Annotated in this window: 17 protein-coding genes and 1 pseudogene; 14 read left to right on the top strand and 4 right to left on the bottom strand. The window is 59.0% G+C overall.

The window, feature by feature from the left end; translation table 11 throughout:
* Positions 1-122 precede the first annotated feature (122 nt).
* From ffh to trmD, 5 genes and pseudogenes are all read left to right on the top strand, one after another.
* A pseudogene (gene ffh, locus G6L01_RS15505) lies at positions 123-1,713 on the top strand (signal recognition particle protein).
* A gap of 12 nt (positions 1,714-1,725) precedes the next feature.
* Entirely contained in the window at positions 1,726-2,058 is a 333-nt protein-coding gene (locus G6L01_RS15510; RefSeq protein ID WP_156548045.1) for a chorismate mutase, read from the top strand.
* Positions 2,059-2,122: 64 nt separating this feature from the next.
* Positions 2,123-2,494: a 30S ribosomal protein S16 gene (rpsP, locus tag G6L01_RS15515; protein WP_015917458.1), complete on the top strand. Its 372-nt coding sequence runs from the start codon at positions 2,123-2,125 to the stop codon at positions 2,492-2,494.
* Between the two features lie 124 nt (positions 2,495-2,618).
* Positions 2,619-3,191: a ribosome maturation factor RimM gene (gene rimM / locus G6L01_RS15520; RefSeq protein WP_070152795.1), complete on the top strand. Its 573-nt coding sequence runs from the start codon at positions 2,619-2,621 to the stop codon at positions 3,189-3,191.
* 1 nt (position 3,192) lies between these two features.
* Positions 3,193-3,927, top strand: a complete 735-nt coding sequence (gene trmD / locus G6L01_RS15525; protein ID WP_070166335.1) for a tRNA (guanosine(37)-N1)-methyltransferase TrmD — start codon at positions 3,193-3,195, stop codon at positions 3,925-3,927.
* On the opposite strand, the gene G6L01_RS15530 is transcribed toward trmD, so the two are convergent.
* The gene (locus G6L01_RS15530; protein WP_070166334.1) at positions 3,909-4,652 is read right to left on the bottom strand and encodes a sulfite exporter TauE/SafE family protein; all 744 of its coding nucleotides are present in this window, start codon (positions 4,650-4,652) and stop codon (positions 3,909-3,911) included. The two genes, trmD and G6L01_RS15530, sit on opposite strands and share 19 nt — an antisense overlap.
* A 273-nt stretch (positions 4,653-4,925) precedes the next feature.
* Between G6L01_RS15530 and rplS the strand changes: the two genes are divergently transcribed.
* The 7 genes from rplS (at position 4,926) to G6L01_RS15565 (ending at position 10,783) form a co-directional block, all read left to right on the top strand.
* Positions 4,926-5,468, top strand: a complete 543-nt coding sequence (gene rplS, locus G6L01_RS15535; protein WP_070153199.1) for a 50S ribosomal protein L19 — start codon at positions 4,926-4,928, stop codon at positions 5,466-5,468.
* A 241-nt stretch (positions 5,469-5,709) separates the two neighbouring features.
* On the top strand, positions 5,710-6,087 hold the full coding sequence (locus G6L01_RS15540) for a hypothetical protein (RefSeq protein ID WP_234891963.1): 378 nt from the start codon (positions 5,710-5,712) through the stop codon (positions 6,085-6,087).
* A gap of 237 nt (positions 6,088-6,324) precedes the next feature.
* Positions 6,325-7,737 carry a PepSY-associated TM helix domain-containing protein gene (locus G6L01_RS15545; protein ID WP_070166350.1) on the top strand — a complete coding sequence of 471 codons (1,413 nt, stop codon included), beginning with the start codon at positions 6,325-6,327 and terminating at the stop codon, positions 7,735-7,737.
* A gap of 65 nt (positions 7,738-7,802) precedes the next feature.
* A complete protein-coding gene (gene copC, locus G6L01_RS15550) occupies positions 7,803-8,180 on the top strand; it encodes a copper homeostasis periplasmic binding protein CopC (protein ID WP_081344148.1) in 378 nt (125 codons plus the stop codon).
* Entirely contained in the window at positions 8,177-9,058 is an 882-nt protein-coding gene (gene copD, locus G6L01_RS15555) for a copper homeostasis membrane protein CopD (RefSeq protein ID WP_070166332.1), read from the top strand. Before copC ends, copD begins: the two co-directional genes overlap by 4 nt.
* Positions 9,059-9,143: 85 nt before the next feature.
* Positions 9,144-9,941, top strand: a complete 798-nt coding sequence (locus G6L01_RS15560; RefSeq protein ID WP_070166331.1) for a transporter substrate-binding domain-containing protein — start codon at positions 9,144-9,146, stop codon at positions 9,939-9,941.
* Between the two features lie 17 nt (positions 9,942-9,958).
* Positions 9,959-10,783, top strand: coding sequence for an amino acid ABC transporter permease (locus G6L01_RS15565; RefSeq protein WP_071207225.1), 825 nt, complete (start codon positions 9,959-9,961; stop codon positions 10,781-10,783).
* On the opposite strand, the gene G6L01_RS15570 is transcribed toward G6L01_RS15565, so the two are convergent.
* The gene (locus G6L01_RS15570; protein ID WP_070166330.1) at positions 10,780-11,799 is read right to left on the bottom strand and encodes a glycosyltransferase family protein; all 1,020 of its coding nucleotides are present in this window, start codon (positions 11,797-11,799) and stop codon (positions 10,780-10,782) included. The genes G6L01_RS15565 and G6L01_RS15570 overlap by 4 nt on opposite strands.
* A 240-nt stretch (positions 11,800-12,039) precedes the next feature.
* On the opposite strand from G6L01_RS15570, the gene G6L01_RS15575 reads away from it, so the two are divergent.
* Positions 12,040-13,707, top strand: a complete 1,668-nt coding sequence (locus tag G6L01_RS15575; RefSeq protein ID WP_070166329.1) for an O-linked N-acetylglucosamine transferase family protein — start codon at positions 12,040-12,042, stop codon at positions 13,705-13,707.
* Between the two features lie 333 nt (positions 13,708-14,040).
* Positions 14,041-15,450, top strand: coding sequence for a 3-isopropylmalate dehydratase large subunit (gene leuC / locus G6L01_RS15580; protein ID WP_070166328.1), 1,410 nt, complete (start codon positions 14,041-14,043; stop codon positions 15,448-15,450).
* Between the two features lie 76 nt (positions 15,451-15,526).
* On the opposite strand, the gene G6L01_RS15585 is transcribed toward leuC, so the two are convergent.
* Complete coding sequence (locus G6L01_RS15585; protein ID WP_070166327.1) at positions 15,527-16,357, bottom strand: aldo/keto reductase; 831 nt, start codon at positions 16,355-16,357, stop codon at positions 15,527-15,529.
* Between the two features lie 191 nt (positions 16,358-16,548).
* Positions 16,549-17,109 (bottom strand): L,D-transpeptidase family protein, encoded by a 561-nt coding sequence (locus G6L01_RS15590; RefSeq protein ID WP_070166326.1) that lies wholly within the window; start codon positions 17,107-17,109, stop codon positions 16,549-16,551.
* Positions 17,110-17,156 lie beyond the last annotated feature (47 nt).

Raw genomic sequence — 17,156 nt, forward strand, 5'->3', positions numbered from 1 at the left:
GAGTTCCCGGAGGTCAACACCCGACAGCGCGATGCGCCCTCGGGTGATTTTTGGCTTTGCGTCTTGTTTTCGGCACAAGAAAACCCGAGGTTTGGGGCAACCCAACCCATGAGGATGATGCGATGTTTGAGAACCTGCAGGACCGCCTTGGCTCCATCTTGAATGGACTGACCGGCCGTGGCGCGTTGTCGGAAGCTGATGTTTCCGCCGCCCTGCGGGAGGTTCGCCGCGCCCTGCTGGAAGCCGACGTCGCCCTGGAAGTGGTGCGCAGCTTCACCGACAAGGTGCGGGAAAAGGCGGTTGGCGCCGCCGTTTTGAAAGCCATCAAGCCCGGCCAGATGGTCGTCAAGATCGTCCATGACGAATTGGTCGACATGCTGGGCGCCGAGGGCGTGTCCATCGACCTGCACGCACCGGCCCCTGTCGTGATCATGATGGTCGGCCTTCAGGGCTCGGGTAAAACCACGACGACTGGCAAAATCGCCAAGCGGTTGACCGACCGCGACCGCAAGAAGGTCCTGATGGCCTCGCTGGACACCCGCCGTCCCGCCGCCCAGGAGCAATTGCGGCAATTGGGCGTGCAGACCGGCGTCGATACGCTGCCGATCATTGCCGGCCAGTCACCGACCGATATTGCCAGCCGCGCCGTGCAGGCCGCCAAGCTCGGCGGCCATGACGTGGTCATTCTCGACACCGCAGGCCGCACACACATCGATGAGCCCTTGATGGTCGAAATGGCCGACATCAAGAAAAATGCCAGGCCGCACGAAATTTTGCTGGTCGCCGATGCACTGACTGGTCAGGACGCCGTCAATCTCGCCCGCAATTTCGATGAGCGAGTCGGCATTACCGGCCTGGTGCTGACCCGTATGGACGGCGATGGCCGTGGGGGTGCTGCCCTGTCCATGCGTGCCGTCACCGGCAAGCCGATCAAGCTGATCGGCGTCGGCGAAAAGATGACGGAGCTGGATGAATTCCATCCGCGCCGGATCGCCGACCGTATTCTCGGCATGGGCGATATCGTTTCGCTGGTCGAAAAGGCCGCCGAAAATATCGACGCCGAAAAGGCAGCCGCCATGGCCGCCAAGATGGCCAAGGGCAAGTTCGACCTCGACGACCTCGCCGATCAGCTGCGCCAGATGCAGAAAATGGGCGGCATGGGCGGCATTATGGGCCTGATGCCCGGCATGGCCGGAATGAAGGACAAGATGGCCGCGTCAGGCATGGACGACAAGATGTTCGGCCGCCAGATCGCCATCATCTCCTCGATGACCAAGGCCGAACGCACCAATCCCGATATCCTCAAGCATTCCCGCAAGAAGCGCATTGCCAAGGGCTCAGGCACCGATGCGTCCGAGATCAACAAGCTTTTGAAAATGCACCGCCAGATGGCCGACATGATGAAAATGATGGGCGGCAAGAAGGGCGGCGGCATGATGAAGCAGCTGATGGGCGGCCTGGCCGGAAAGATGGGCATGGGTGGAATGGGCGGGATGGGCGGGATGGGCGGTATGCCGGATCTTCAGCTCCATGGACCCCAAGCAGCTGGAAGCGCTGGCGCGCCAGGCTGAAGCCGCCGGTATCAAGCCACCACCGGGCCTTGGTGGCATGGCAGGTGGAATGGGTGGCGGACTTCCCGGCCTGGGTGGTGGAAAATTGCCCGGTCTTGGTGGAGGCTTTCCCGGCCTTCCCGGTCTCCCAAAGAAGAAGTGAGGATAGCTGCCGATGTCCCTTCCCGTGTTTGATACCGCCATCAGACAGCAACTTGCCGGTTACCGCCAGTCGATTGACAATATCGACGCAGCACTGGTGCATATGCTGGCCGAACGCTTCCGCTGCACACAGGCAGTGGGCGTGCTGAAAGCCAAATACGACCTTCCGGCCGCCGATCCGGCGCGGGAGGAATATCAAATCGAACGTTTGCGGCAGCTTGCCAAGGACGCCCAACTCGACCCGGATTTTGCCGAGACTTTCCTGAATTTCATCATCAAGGAAGTTATCCGGCATCATGAAGCCATTGCGGCTGAACATAGCAGTCAAACGGAACAGACCGCCTGACGGCGGCCTCAACAACATACCGGACGCAACAGACCGCGCCGGTTAAAAACCAAGGAGTATACCCATGTCCCTCAAGATTCGTCTCGCCCGCGGCGGCTCCAAGAAGCGTCCTTACTACCAGATCGTTATCGCCGATGCGCGCAGCCCACGCGATGGCCGTTTCCTGGAAAAGGTTGGTTCCTGGAACCCAATGCTCGGCAAGGACAATGAAAAGCGCGTTGAACTGAACGCTGACCGTATCAAGGAATGGATTGCCAAGGGCGCACAGCCGACCGACCGCGTTCTGAAGTTCCTTGCAGAAGCTGGCCTGGCTGAACGCGCTGCACGCAGCAACCCTGAAAAGGCAAAGCCCGGCAAGCGCGCTGTTGAGCGTCTGGCTGAAAAGAAGCAGAAGGCTGATGCCCTGGCTGCTGCTACTGCCGAAGCCGCTGAATAATCGGTTTGAAATGATTTGACCGACGGGCGGCATGGTTTCATGTCGCCCGTTTGTCGTTTATCCTTCGTCCGCTTCTACCCAATTTCAAACAGCCCCCGACTGTCGCCAAGGACCTTCATCCGCCATGACCAAGCTTGAAAATCCCGTGCTGATGGCCGTTATCGGTGCCGCCCAGGGCCTCCGTGGCGAAGTGCGGGTGAAGTCCTTCACCGCCGACCCGATGGCGCTGGGCGACTACGGCAAACTGCATGCCGCAGATGGCCGGGTCTTCGAGGTGCTGGATATTCGTGAGGCCAAAACCGTTGTCGTGGTGCGTTTTCGTGGCATCAATGACCGCAACGCCGCCGAAGCCCTGAACGGGCTGGAATTGTTTATCGAGCGCAGCGCCCTGCCCGATGAAGAACTTGATGATGATGAATTCTACTATGCCGACCTCGAAGGTCTGGCGGTGGTGGATGCCGAAGGCAATAGCTACGGCACCGTGACGGCGGTATTCGATTTCGGCGCAGGCGATCTGCTGGAAGTGAAAGGACCGGGCAAACGCCCCGTTCTTGTGCCATTTTCCGAGGCCGCCGTGCTGCAAATCGATCTGGAGGAAGGCAAGCTGTTGATCGATCCGGAGGCAGCAGGCCTGAAGGACGACGGGAGCGAAGAACCGTTCAGCGCCGATGGCAAGCCGAAGAGCGGCGGCCGCTGATATGACATTTCAGGCAACGGTGCTGACGCTCTACCCGGAAATGTTTCCGGGGCATCTCGGCGTGTCGCTGGCAGGCCGGGCGCTGGAACGCGGCCAATGGGCGATCGACGCAGTGCAGATCCGCGATTTTGCCAGTGACAAGCACCGCAGCGTTGATGACACGCCCGCCGGTGGCGGTGCAGGCATGGTGCTGAAACCGGATGTGCTGGCCAGAGCCATCGACAGCCTGGGAGACGACACCCTTGGCAGTGAGAGGCGCCCCCGCCTGCTGATGAGCCCACGCGGCAGGCCGCTCACCCAGAAACGGGTCCGCGAAATCGCCGGTGGTAGCGGCGTGGTGATCGTCTGCGGACGGTTTGAGGGTATCGACCAGCGGGTCATCGACGCCCGCAATCTGGAGGAAGTCTCCATAGGCGATTATATTCTCTCAGGCGGAGAGCCTGCGGCCCTGACGCTTCTGGATGCCGTGGTGCGCATCATCCCCGGCGTGATGGGCAATGACCTGTCCGGCCTGCATGAAAGCTTCGAGGGCGGATTGCTGGAACATCCGCATTATACCCGCCCGCAAGTCTTCGAGGGCCGGGAGATCCCGGCAGTGCTGACCTCGGGCAATCACCGTGCCATCGAGGCCTGGCGCCAGGAGCAATCTGAGACACTGACCCGCGAGCGGCGGCCCGATTTGCTCTCCCAGGCCTCCACCAATCTCCCCCAGGGCAATCAGCCTTTAAAAAAGTAGTAGATCGCCAACGACAGGCCAGCGGCGATCACCAGCCAGCGCAGCAATGTCTGCGGCGCGCGTTTGGCCATATGCACACCGGCATAGCCACCCAATGCCGCCGCTGGCAGCATGATGCCCGCATGCAGCCACGACACTGCGCCAGCCGTTGCAAACACCAGGATGGCAATGGCAGCAATAACGATGGCCAGCAGGTTTTTCAGCGCGTTCAGGTGGTGATAATCGCCGCCGCTGGCAAATTGCAGCGAGGCCAGCATCATGATGCCCATGCCCGCTCCGAAAAATCCGCCATAGACGGAGGTGACGCCTTGTAGCAGCAATCCGAGCAGGTTGGCGGGATGCTGCTTATCGGCCTTGCGCCTTAGCCGGGGGCCAAGCGCAAATACCAGCGTTGCCATCAGCAACAGCCAGGGCACCAGGCGGCTGAAAGTGGGATTGGAAAGGGAGATCAGGATCAACGCACCGACCAGCGAACCCACGGCTGAGATTATCGACAGCAGCGCAGCACTTTTCCAATGGGCGGCAATTTCACGCCGATAGGCGAGCGTCGAGGTGATATAGCCGGGAAACTGGATGATGGAGGAGGTCGCATTGGCCGTGACCGAGGGCAGGCCTGCCAGGGTTAGCACCCCGAAGGTCAGAAAGGTCCCGCCGCCAGCAATGGCATTGACCACCGCCGAGAAAAACCCGGCGGCAAACATCAGACTGATGATTTCGATTGACATGAATGACTCTCCCCTCGCCGTTATTGCAACAGCCCGACGCCTGCGCAAGTCAATCATCCGAGCAAAATTCTTGGGGCCAAGGGATGACAAGCCGGGCCGATTGGTATAAGGGCAGGCGCGGAAACGGGTGTTATCCCGTGAACGAGACTGAAAAGACCGAAAACAAAGAACTGCGAAACCGCTCCCGCCGCAAGGCGTCATCCCGAGGCTATGACCCAGGGATGAGGGATGAGCGCTCTGGCTGTTTCAGAAGAACTTGAAAAGGTTAAACCGATGAACATCATTCAGCAGCTGGAAGCCGAACAGGCCGCCAAGATCGAAGCCAAGCGCACCCTGCCGGAATTTTCTCCTGGCGATACGCTGCGCGTCAACGTCCGCGTGACGGAAGGCAATCGTACCCGCGTACAGGCCTATGAAGGCGTTTGCATTGCCCGCTCCGGCGGCAGCATCAACGAAAGCTTCACCGTTCGCAAGATTTCCTACGGCGAAGGCGTCGAGCGCGTTTTCCCGGTCTATTCGCCGCTGGTTGAAAGCGTCGAAGTGGTTCGCCGCGGTAAGGTCCGTCGCGCCAAGCTCTACTACCTGCGCGACCGTCGCGGCAAATCCGCTCGTATCGTTGAAAACACCGGCACCCGCGCCCGCAAGCTGAACGATTCCGAGCGCGCAGCACTTGCCGAGGAAAAGGCCCGCCTGGAAGCTGAAAAGGTTGCAGCAGCACAGGCTCTCGCCGCTGAAAAGGCCGCAGCAGAAGCCGCCGAAAAGGCTGCCGCCGCTGAAGCCGAAGCTGCAAAGGCTGCCGAAGGTTCGGCTGAATAAGTCTGTCATAGTCTTTCTGAAAAAGGCGGTCTTCGGACCGCCTTTTTTATTTGTTACCTGCACTTCAGCACAGACACAGAGCTCAGAGACAACCCTGCGGCCACGCGACGCAGGGTTGTTTCCAGATATTGATCTTGAAACGTTGCGACCTCCCCCTTACAGCTGATCAGGCAGTGGCGGTTCGGCAAGAACCGGCACGATCAAGGGAAAGCGGATGCGCGCAGGGCAGATGACATGGCGAATGGCGGTGCACGTCTGGTGCATGATCGCTGTTGTCGCCATTGGCTTTGCCCATAAAACCCCTCAGGCCTTGGCAGCGCCGCAAATCCCGACGGAATTTGCCGCCTATACCCTGCCGGATGGTTCGCTACCGGTCCTGTGCATCTCCAGTTCAACCGCTTTTGTACCTGAAGATCACGGCAAAACGCACGGGCATCTATCCCAAAGCGGCTGCGAAGCTTGCCGTATCGGCGCCTCCATCCTCTTGCCCATGCCTGCGGATACGATTGGCGTGGCGGCTAGAGCCAGTCTTGAAACGGCAAGTCCGCCTGTTCAAGCACCTGACATCGTGAGGCTCTTTCCCCCCAATAGCGCGCCCCGCGCCCCACCCCTTGGCTGATATCTGATCCGGCCATGCCGCTCTTGCGCGCTGCCTCTCTTGCAGCGGAGCGAGGAACGCCTGGCCATCGCCGGTAGCAGGATTTGGTCGAACAGGGTTCTTCCTTCGGCTAACGCTCTGCTCCATCAGATTTCACGCCCATGGCCTGTGCCGTCGTGCCGGATCTCATGCCTTTGCATGTCCGCCCGTCGCATGTTCAGCAATCCAGCCATCGGGCACCCTTCCAAGGTTTCAACCATGTCCACCATTACCTCTCTGCCGGTCGAAGAGCCGGTAGCAGCCTCAACCAGAGGATTTTATTTTGCCGCCTGGCGCTGGCATTTCTATGCCGGGCTCTACGTCGCCCCTTTCCTGATCGTGCTGGCTGTCACCGGACTGATCATGATGTGGAGCGCCACCCTGGTCGGGCGCGACGGCGAAAAGGCTTTCACCGTCACCCCCACATCTGCCCAGACGCTTGTGTCGCAACAGGCGGACGCTGCACTGTCCGCCGTTCCAGGCGGGGTTATCGCTCAATATATCGCGCCAGCCACACCAGAAAGTGTCGCGGCTTTCCGGGTCAACCGGGGCCAAGAGTCGATGATGGTCGCCGTCAATCCCTATGACGCGCAGGTGCTGGGCCAGTGGAGCCGCCGCAGCGGGCTCTACGACCTGGCCGACAACATTCACAGCGACCTGCTGATCGGCACGCTCGGCGACCGGCTGATTGAAATCGCCGCCGGATTCGGCGTGGTGCTGGTCATCACCGGGCTTTACATGTGGTGGCCCCGCCAGGGCGAGAGCTATTTGCGACTGCTCATTCCGAGCTTTGCCGAAAAGGGTCGCCAGCTCTGGAAATCTCTGCACCGCACCATCGGCTTTTACGCCTCGATCCTGCTTCTGGTCTTTCTGGTTTCAGGCTTGAGCTGGGCGGGCGTCTGGGGCGAAAAATTCACCCAGGCCTGGAGCACCTTCCCGATTGGCAAATGGAGCGATGCCCCGCTGTCCGACGCCACCCATGCCGCCATGAACCATGGCAGTATCAAGGATGTACCCTGGACATTGGAACAGGCACCGATGCCGATGTCCGGATCTCATGCCGGTCACGCCGGACTGCCGGATGGAGAGGTCGTCACGCTGGACAATGTTATTGCCTATGCCCGGGCCATCGGTTTCGATAATCGCTTTCAGTTGAATTTTCCCAAGGATGAAAGCGGTGTCTGGAGTATTTCCCGCGACACGATGAGCAATGACAGCACCGATCCCCGCTCCGACCGGACCGTCCATATCGATCGCTACAGTGGCAAGGTCCTGGCCGATATCAAATATGAAAACTACGGTCTCGCCGGCAAGACGATGGCGCTCGGCGTTTCCTTTCACATGGGCACAATCGGTCTGTGGAACCTGATCCTCGTCACCGTCTACTGCCTCGCGGTGATCTTTCTCAGCGTCAGCGGCATCGCCATGTGGTGGATACGCCGACCGAAAGGCGCATCACGGCTGATGGCGCCCGCCTATCCCACCGACATGCGTCTTTGGAAAACTGGGGCCATCGTCATGCTGCTCACCTCCCTGCTGTTTCCCCTGACCGGCGCGGCGCTGCTGGCTGTACTCCTGATCGATATGGTGCTGATCCGCCGGATCAGGCCGTTGAAAAGGGCATTGAGCTAAACCGATACTCAAAGGGCGGCGCATCGAAAGCCGCCAGCAATCCCTCTCAGCCAAAACCAAAGGACATGATCATGACTGTCACATCCAAAACACTGGCCACATTTGCACTCTTCGGCGCCCTGGCCCTGACTGGCCAAGCCTTCGCCCATGCTCATCTGGCCAGCGTCGCCCCGGCGGACAAGGCGACCATTGCCAGCGCTCCGAAAACCATCGACCTCAGCTTCACTGAAGGGCTTGAGCCGAAATTTTCCGGTGTCGATATCACCGGGCCGCAACAGCAGAAAATCAAGACCGGTGAAGCCGTGGTCAGCAAGGACGGCAAGGGTCTGAGTGTTCCGCTCAGTGAGCCGCTTGCTCCTGGCGCCTATAGTGTCGAATGGCATGTTCTGTCGGTCGATGGTCATAAGTCCAACGGTACGACCAGCTTCACCATCAAGCCGTGACACCCGAACAGGCCAACATCCTCTGCCGCCTGGTGTTCGACGCCTGCGCGCTCTTCCTCTGGGGCGCGCATGGCTTTCTGTTGCTTGCCGTCGCCAAGGATCTTGCCAAGCATATCGAGCACCGTCTGGCCAGATTTTACCATCTCGCGCTCGCGCTCATGGTGATTGCCGGCATCGGCAAGATCGCCGCCCAGGCAGCCTTGCTCGGTGATGGCTGGCAAACGGTGACGCTGGCTCTGGTCGCCGACCTGCTCCAGGCCACGCAAAGCGGAGCGGCGCTCGGGCTACAGGCAGGGCTCACTGGCGCGCTCCTGCTGGTCTATTGCCTCTTTCGCCGTCATCGCGGCATCGCCGTAACGCTGTTTGGCGCCTTGGTCTTGATCAGCCTCAGCCTCAGTGGTCATGCAATTGCCGAGACGGGTGCGACCGGCCTTCTGCATCGCGCCAATCACAGCCTGCATCTTCTGGCTGCCAGCCTCTGGCTCGGAGCCTTGCCACCGGTCGTGCTATTGCTACAGGCCATGCAGGATGAACGCGCACGGCCGCCGGCACTGGCGGCACTGATGCGATTTTCCACCATAGGCCATATCGCCGTCGCCCTGACCCTGATCAGTGGCGCACTCAACGCCTGGCTGATCATCGGGGCCCATGCTGTCGATATCAGCATGCCCTATCAGAAATTGCTGCTCGTCAAGATCGGTACCGTTGCCGCCATGGTGATGATCGCCATCATCAACCGCTACGTCTTCGTACCGCGCATGCATCACAGCCCGGCAGGCGCGATCCGCGCTATCCGTATCGGAACGCTGGCGGAATGTGGGCTGGGTCTTGCCGCTGTCGCACTGGTCTCCGCCTTCGGCACGATGCAGCCGGGATGAAGGGCTGTTCGGGCCTCAAGTCCCTTGAAATGGAGGGATCATGTGTGACAGTGTTCGCTCGCCACATGGTCCAGGAGTTATTTTCATGTCTTTGCGCCGCACCGTTCTCGCCGGTCTTTCGGCTCTTTTGCTTGCCCCCTTTGCCGCCTTTGCTGCGGATCTGCCGGATCTCGGCGGCAAGACGGTGATCGTCGTGACCGAAAACGCCTATCCGCCGATACAATTTGTCGATCCGAAGAGCGGCAAAGCCATCGGCTGGGAATATGACGCCATGAACGAGATCGCCAAGCGGTTGAATTTCAAGGTTGAATATCAGAACACCTCCTGGGACGCGATGATCCAGGCGGTGTCCGACGGACAATACAACATTGGCATGACCGGCATCACCATCAAGGAAGACCGCAAGGAGAAGGTCGATTTCTCCGATCCCTATATGCGCTCGCAGCAATTGATGCTGGTGCGCGGCGATGAGGCCCGTTTTACCGATGCCAAGAGCTTCAAGGCCCTCGACAAAGGCTTGATCGGCGCGCAGCCCGGCACAAGCCCGTTCTACACCGCTGTCTACGAAGTGCTTGATGGTAACGAACAGAACCCGCGTATCAAACTGTTTGAAACCTTCGGCGCAACCGTGCAGGCCTTGAAAACCGGCGATGTTGATCTGGTTCTGACCGACAGCACTGCGGGCAAGGGCTATGTCGATGCCTCCAACGGAGCCCTGAAAATCATCGGCGAACCGCTGGGGACAGAGGATTTCGGCTTCATTTTTCCAAAGGGTTCGGATCTGGTCAAGCCGGTCAATGCCGCCATCGCGGCCCTGAAGGCCGATGGCACGTTCGACGCCCTGAACAAGAAATGGTTCCTCGATTACAAGCTGGGTGATTGACGGCCAGGCAGTTTTCCATGGCCTTCCAGACCCTTCCGAACGGTAGCAAGCAGGATTTTGCCTGGTGGCTGGTGGCGCTTGGCCTTCTGGCGCTGGCGCTGGCCATCACCATCGCCGTCAACGATCTCTATACCCAGGTGTTCGAAACCGTCTCCCGCGGTATCGGCGTCACCGTTTTCGTCACGCTGACCGGTTTTGCGCTCGCCTCCATGCTTGGCCTCTTGATCGCGCTGGCGGGCATGGCCGATAGCATCGTGCTGCGCCAGGCCGCCCGGTTTTATATCGAGATCGTCAGGGGCATTCCGGTCCTGGTCCTGCTGTTTTACGTGGCCTTCGTCGGCGCACCCGGCTTCGTTGCCCTCTATAATACCCTCACCGCCCCGCTTGTTTCCTCCGGCTGGCTTGAACCGCTTCAGGTGCGCGATGTCTCGCTGATGTGGCGGGCGATTTTTGCGCTTTGCATCGGCTATTCGGCCTTTATCGCCGAAATCTTCAGGGCCGGTATCGAATCCATCGACAAGGGGCAGATCGAGGCGGCCAAATCGCTGGGGCTGAACCGGGCGCAACGGTTTCGCCTGGTGATTCTACCCCAGGCCATCCGAGTTATTTTCCCGCCGCTCTCCAATGATTTCGTTGCCATGGTCAAGGATTCGTCACTGGTCTCGGTGCTGGGCGTCGCCGATATCAGCCAGGCGGGAAAGATCTATGCCTCCGGGTCCTTCCGGTTTTTCGAGACCTATTCCATCGTCGCCTATATTTATCTGATCCTCACCATCGGCCTGTCACTCATTCTGCGGCGGGTGGAAAAGCGCATGCGGTCCCGCGATGGCCAGAGAACCTAAACGTCGCCAATCACCGCCCGATACCGGCAATACTCCTCGGCAAGACCAGGTCTAAGGCTATCGGCCACCGGCAGGATCGTCGCAAAGAGCGTTTCCGGATCGGCGGCAGTGCCAAGTGCTGCCACCGCATCCTTGACCTCTTGCGGATAAAGATCCGGCTGGCGGGCCACCCGATTGCAGAATACCCGTAAATTGAACCAGATATTGGCATGGACCGCATCATCACGGTCGGCAGCGTCCAAAGGCAGGTCGCCCCAGCCAAACAGGCTATACATATCCAGAAACAACAGAAATTCATGATAATAGCGCGATGTTTCCGGCAGACCGACTTGCAACAGCAGCGTGTCAAACGAGGCGTTCAAAGTCGCAGCAGAGTTCCATTGCCCGACATCATAGCAATAGATCAAAGCCGGATCATACAACACCTTGCCACAACACAGAAACGTAGCAACGAAACTCCAGTCGCAATAGGCGCCCCGCGTCGGATGATGAGCATTGAAAAGCTTCAGGACCCCTCTAAATAGCTGGCTGCGAAAAATGCTGTAATAAAGCGCATTATTGCCACCAGTCTTATAGACATATTGCTGTATCCGACCTGATGGCGTCTCCGCATTCAGATTGGTCGTGACCACGTCGGCCACACCTGCATCGTCGCGCCACATCATCGTTTGCGGTCGCACACCGATCACATCCTGCGGCAAGGAGGAGAGATCCACCACCGGCAAGCCGTCGAGCACATAGATCGCGTCATCATCGGCAAATGGCATGAGGAACGGTGTTTCCACATGGTTGAGCGCGTTGACCAGATTGGCTATGGCATCTTCTGCGGTGGAATGCAGGTAACGGACGCGCGCGCCCAGGCCTTGCAGCCATTCCGCCTTGGCCGGATCGCCGGAATTGTCGGACACGATCAGCACGGCATCCAGCTTTTCCGCATAGATCAACGCACTTTCCAGGGAAAATCGGCTCTTCTCCAGCGATCGGCGGCTTGGAACAACAATTGAAAGCTGGGACATGCAGAGTTTTCCGAAAACAGGGCAACAGAATTTTTAAAGGAGAGGATGCCTCAGCATCTTCGAGACTTGGTATTCCTATAGAAAGGCAGTGTTTCCCCAGGCTGGATGACGTGCCCCTGCACCATACAGAAAACTGGCAGACCCTTTGTGGTCCGATGCTGCAAGCCTGAACGAAAGACAAGCCCTGCGCCAGACCAACGGTATATCGCCGGGCGATCAACAGGAGTGACAGCAGACGCGATGTCCGACAATCTTGCCGCAGCATTGGCGCTTTACGCCTCCGGAAACCTGGCGGATGCCTATGCCGCTTTGAAAAGCGCCTTGGCCAAAGACCCGGCTCCGGGGCCGAAAGCCTTGCTGGTCATGGCGCAGTGCTGTGCCAAGCTCGACCATTTCACCGAAGCCGCAGGATTTTACCGGCAGGCAGCAACAATCTTGCCTGATCAAGCTCTCACCCTGACCACACTCGCGGACAAAATGGAACGATCCGGGATTGAGAAGGCGAGTGCACTGGAAATCCAGCGCCTCGAAACGTCCAGGCGGGCTATTCGCTCCGGTCCCTTTGATGTCCAATCCTGGCGAACCTATCGGACCGCTTTGCGGCAGACGCTCAATATCGACGAAATGCGCATGAGCGACCAGGCGGTCCGGGACCGGCTGAACCGGCAGGAGGAGACCTATTATTCACTCGACAGCCAGACCGCTCATCTGAGTTGGTGTGATGACGAGACTTTGAACAGCCGCTGGAACAATGGCTTGCCAGCTCCGGGACCAGCTTCACGCGACTGGAGAAAACCAGCTGGCGAGACACTCAAACTCGCCTATCTGCTCGCCGACGGGCCAAGCGATGATCCACTTCGCAGACTCACCCTGTCGCTTGCCGCCCGACACGACCGAGCCGCTTTCGACATTCTGCTGATTTGCCAAGAGCCGCCGGGACCCGAAGAATTGGATGCAGAGATGACGGCGCTCAGCCTCAAGGATCTCTGTGAGGATGCGGCTTTGGCTGCCCTGCGCGCGGCTGATATCGATATCCTGATCGATCCGCTTGGCCATGGCGACGGCGGCCGTCCTGATCTGCTGCGGCACCGAATCGCACCACTGCATCTGGCAATGGCCGGTCATCCGGGGCCAAGAACCGGGCTTATCTGCGATTATACGCTCGCAAACACCGCAGTTCTGCCGAAGGACGACCTCCGCCTCCATGGCCGGGCGATCTGCCATCTGCCGGAGATTTTTCTCGTCAGTTCTCCCGTGCAACAGCCGCCTTCGCTGTCGCGCAAGCAGTTCGACCTGCCTGAAGACGGAGTAGTCTTCGCCGCTTTTCATCCCACCGAACAGATATCTCCAAGAACCGCCGATCTCTGGGTCGATATTCTGCGGCAGGCGGAAAATAGCCTGCTATGGATCTCCTGCGGCAATTACGCCTGTAAAAATTTTAGCGCCTGGATGAACCGTCAGGGCATTGCCCAAAACAAATTGGTTTTTCGCAACCCCGCTGAACCCCTGGAACGTGTTGGCTGGATGACATTGGCCGACATCGCCCTCGATTGTTTCCCCTACAATGACGGATTTTCAACACTCGATGCCTTGCAGGCTGGTCTACCCGTGCCAACTTTTTCGGGTGGAAATTTCGCCAGCCGCGTTACGGCGAGCCTATTGCAGGCGTGTGGGCTAGAAAAGCTGATTGCCCGAGACGCCGATGCCTATGTCACTCTGTGCATCGATCTCGCCCGCGACAAGAGCGCCCGTGAGGCCTTGAAACAGACTATTCGTGCACAAGGCCCAAGATCGCCGTTGTTTGATGTCACCGGATTTATTCGTCACCTGGAAACCGCCTATCACACCATGGCAGCGCGGGCCGCAACAGGCCTTGAGCCGCAGGATTTTTCAGTTCCAGTCCTTTAAACCTTGCTGGCGTCCTTGATGAAACCCAAGGCGAAGCCTTCAATCTTTGAATTGCCGTTTGGCTTGAAAACTGGTATCAGATCGGCATGGGATCTAAATTTGGATGTCTCGCGCCTGACATATTCGTGCTGCAAGACCATAAGCGTCTGCCGGCACGCTTTTTTGCGCGTATCGGTGCGGCGCTAGGGACTCAGCTGGCATAAGTCGCTCCTCGCGGTTTGGCCAGCGGCCTTTCACTGCGATAGTCTTGCAAACACTCCCCGATCTTGCAAACAAACTTTGACGCGGTCATATGACCCAATCCCTTTTCAACCCTTCGACGGATGAACAGCCATGAGCGCACCTCGTACCCTCTACGACAAGATTTTCGATGACCATCTGGTGGATCGCCAGGATGACGGCACCTGTCTTCTCTATATCGACCGCCACCTCGTGCACGAAGTGACGAGCCCGCAGGCTTTTGAAGGTCTGCGCATGGCTGGCCGCAAGGTGCATGCACCAACCCGCACACTGGCCGTCGTTGACCATAACGTACCGACCACGCCGGATCGGGCCGAGGGCATCAAGAACGAGGAAAGCCGCATCCAGGTCGAGGCGCTCGCCAAGAACGCCGCTGACTTCGGCGTCGAATATTATTCCGAAAAGGACAAGCGCCAGGGCATCGTGCATATCGTCGGCCCTGAACAGGGCTTTACCCTGCCCGGCATGACCATCGTCTGCGGCGATAGCCATACCTCGACCCACGGTGCCTTCGGTGCTTTGGCGCATGGTATCGGCACGTCGGAAGTGGAACATGTTCTGGCCACCCAGACCTTGATCCAGAAGAAAGCCAAGAACATGCTGGTGCGTGTCGATGGCAAGCTGCCTGCTGGCGTCACCGCCAAGGACATCATTCTCGCCATCATCGGTGAAATCGGCACGGCTGGCGGCACCGGCCACGTCATCGAATTTGCTGGTGAAGCCATCCAGGCCCTTTCGATGGAAGGCCGCATGACCGTCTGCAACATGACGATCGAAGGCGGCGCCCGCGCTGGCTTGATTGCGCCTGATGAAAAGACCTTCGAATATATCAAGGGCAAGCCCCGCGCGCCGAAGGGTGAAGAGCTGGACATGGCGCTTCAATACTGGAAGACGCTGCATACCGATGAAGGCGCACATTTCGACCGCACCGTCGTGCTGGATGCCGCCAACCTGCCGCCCATCGTCTCCTGGGGCTCTTCCCCGGAAGATGTGATTTCGGTTCAGGGCGTCGTGCCGAACCCGGACGATATCGCTGACGAAAACAAGCGGACGTCGAAGTGGCGCGCGCTCGACTATATGGGCCTGAAGCCCGGCACCAAGATCACCGATATCGCCATCGACCGGGTGTTCATCGGCTCCTGCACCAATGGCCGCATCGAAGACCTGCGTGCCGCAGCCGCCGTGCTGAAGGACCGCAAAGTGGCCTCGACCGTTTCTGCCATGGTTGTTCCAGGGTCTGGCCTCGTCAAGGAACAGGCAGAAGCCGAAGGTCTCGACAAGATCTTCCTCGATGCCGGTTGCGAATGGCGTGAGCCGGGCTGTTCCATGTGCCTGGCCATGAACGACGACCGCCTGAAGCCGGAAGAACGCTGCGCCTCGACCTCGAACCGCAATTTCGAAGGCCGCCAGGGCTATAAGGGCCGCACCCACCTCGTTTCCCCCGCCATGGCCGCTGCTGCCGCCATTGCCGGCCATTTCGTCGATATCCGCGAGTGGAAGTGAGATAGTCTCGAACTCTTCATCAGAAAGGCGGCTCTTGAGCCGCCTTTCTTGTTTTCACTCAATGATTCACGTGAAATCAGAAGCTCGCCGTCATTGGATCGGGTCCAATGCGGGTGGATGAGCTGTCGAGCGCAGCGATCTCAGTCATATCCTCAGGATCGAGGCTGAAATCGAACACCTTGAAATTCTCCTCGATGCGCGACGGCGTGACGGATTTCGGGATCACCACCAGCCCGCTTTCGATATGCCAACGGATGATGATCTGGGCCGCCGTGCGGCCATGCTTGGCGGCGATCTTGCCGATCACCGGATTATCCAACAGCTTGCCCTGACCAAGTGGGCTCCAGGACTGGGTGATGATACCGTGGGCCTGGTGGAAGTCGCGGGCTTGCTTCTGCTGGAAATCCGGATGCAGTTCGATCTGGTTGATGACAGGCACCACGCCGGTTTCATCGATGATCGTCTTCAGATGCTCCGGATAGAAATTCGACACGCCGATGGAGCGGGCCCGGCCCTCTTCCTTCAAACGAGTAAAGGCCTTCCAGGTCTCGACAAACAGGCCACGATGCGGCGATGGCCAGTGGATCAGGTAGAGATCGACATAGTCAGTGCCGAGCCGTTTCAGGCTGGCATCGAAGGCCTTGAGCGTGTTGTCGAAGCCCTGCTCATTGTTCCACAGCTTGGTGGTCAGGAAAATATCGCCGCGGTCGATGCCGGACGAGCGGATGCCTTCACCGACACCCTCCTCGTTTTCGTAGACGGCAGCCGTATCAATATGGCGATAACCCGCCGACAGCGCCGAACGTACCGCAGGTGCCGCTTCGCTATTGGGTGTTTGCCAGACGCCGAGACCCACCTGTGGGATGCTGTTGCCGTCGGAAAAGGAAATGTAGGATTGATCTGCCACGTAAAAGTCTCCCATTCGAGATCGGGGTTTAAGATCGGGCAAGGACCGTGACGGCCCGGGAAAAAGACAGAGGCGCAGCCGAGACTGCGGCCCGTTTGGGAATGCACATCAATGATGCCGGTTCCATAGATAGGCAAGCGTTGCCGCTTTCACACCCCGACAGACATCTGTTTGGATCGGAAAGGGATTTTTCACAGAACCGTGACGACGGTCGCTGGCGAAACAACGCCAAGCAGGCGACGCATGTCGGCGGGGCTGATCGCCACGCAGCCTTCCGTCGGGGCATAGTCCGGGCGGGCAATATGGAAAAAGATTGCAGACCCGCTGCCTTGTTTGCGGCAGGTGATGTTCCAATCCATCACCAGACAAACATCGTAAAGCCGGTCCTGTCGCTGCAACCGCTCATGACTGGGAGTGAAAGGCGCCTTGACCGGACGGTTATAGGCCGGATGGCCCGGCGCATCGCACCACAGCATATCGGCACGAATCGACCTCAAGGGCAGGCGCGAGCATATGGCCCCACGAAGCTCCGCCCGAAAGTAGCCGCAAAGCAACCGCATCGATGCCCGTGGGGTTGCCCCATCGCCCTCGCGCTTGAAGGCCGTGATGCCCGACCGTCCGATGGCGGCGGGAAACCGCAGCGGTCCAGCCTGAACGATGGCCTGGCTCTTGCAACCGGGCTTGCGGCGCACCACAATACTGCGAAGACCTTGGCGCGGTTGAGCCCCGGCTCTGGAAACTGGGTTTGGCATATCGCTCACGGAGTTTTGCTTTGTCGAACACTTTTCTTGTAGAGTGA

The organism is Agrobacterium vitis (genome assembly GCF_013337045.2).
GTDB classification, from domain to species: Bacteria; Pseudomonadota; Alphaproteobacteria; order Rhizobiales; family Rhizobiaceae; genus Allorhizobium; species Allorhizobium vitis_B.

Excerpts from the sequence above, each read along its gene's own strand:
- copC (WP_081344148.1), top strand. The coding sequence starts at position 7,803 with ATGATCATGACTGTCACATCCAAAACACTGGCCACATTTGCACTCTTC.
- G6L01_RS15570 (WP_070166330.1), bottom strand. The coding sequence starts at position 11,799 with ATGTCCCAGCTTTCAATTGTTGTTCCAAGCCGCCGATCGCTGGAGAAG.
- G6L01_RS15590 (WP_070166326.1), bottom strand. The coding sequence starts at position 17,109 with ATGCCAAACCCAGTTTCCAGAGCCGGGGCTCAACCGCGCCAAGGTCTT.
- G6L01_RS15575 (WP_070166329.1), top strand. The coding sequence starts at position 12,040 with ATGTCCGACAATCTTGCCGCAGCATTGGCGCTTTACGCCTCCGGAAAC.
- G6L01_RS15545 (WP_070166350.1), top strand. The coding sequence starts at position 6,325 with ATGTCCACCATTACCTCTCTGCCGGTCGAAGAGCCGGTAGCAGCCTCA.
- rimM (WP_070152795.1), top strand. The coding sequence starts at position 2,619 with ATGACCAAGCTTGAAAATCCCGTGCTGATGGCCGTTATCGGTGCCGCC.
- leuC (WP_070166328.1), top strand. The coding sequence starts at position 14,041 with ATGAGCGCACCTCGTACCCTCTACGACAAGATTTTCGATGACCATCTG.
- G6L01_RS15540 (WP_234891963.1), top strand. The coding sequence starts at position 5,710 with ATGGCGGTGCACGTCTGGTGCATGATCGCTGTTGTCGCCATTGGCTTT.
- G6L01_RS15565 (WP_071207225.1), top strand. The coding sequence starts at position 9,959 with ATGGCCTTCCAGACCCTTCCGAACGGTAGCAAGCAGGATTTTGCCTGG.
- trmD (WP_070166335.1), top strand. The coding sequence starts at position 3,193 with ATGACATTTCAGGCAACGGTGCTGACGCTCTACCCGGAAATGTTTCCG.
- G6L01_RS15530 (WP_070166334.1), bottom strand. The coding sequence starts at position 4,652 with ATGTCAATCGAAATCATCAGTCTGATGTTTGCCGCCGGGTTTTTCTCG.
- rplS (WP_070153199.1), top strand. The coding sequence starts at position 4,926 with ATGAACATCATTCAGCAGCTGGAAGCCGAACAGGCCGCCAAGATCGAA.
- G6L01_RS15560 (WP_070166331.1), top strand. The coding sequence starts at position 9,144 with ATGTCTTTGCGCCGCACCGTTCTCGCCGGTCTTTCGGCTCTTTTGCTT.
- G6L01_RS15510 (WP_156548045.1), top strand. The coding sequence starts at position 1,726 with ATGTCCCTTCCCGTGTTTGATACCGCCATCAGACAGCAACTTGCCGGT.
- rpsP (WP_015917458.1), top strand. The coding sequence starts at position 2,123 with ATGTCCCTCAAGATTCGTCTCGCCCGCGGCGGCTCCAAGAAGCGTCCT.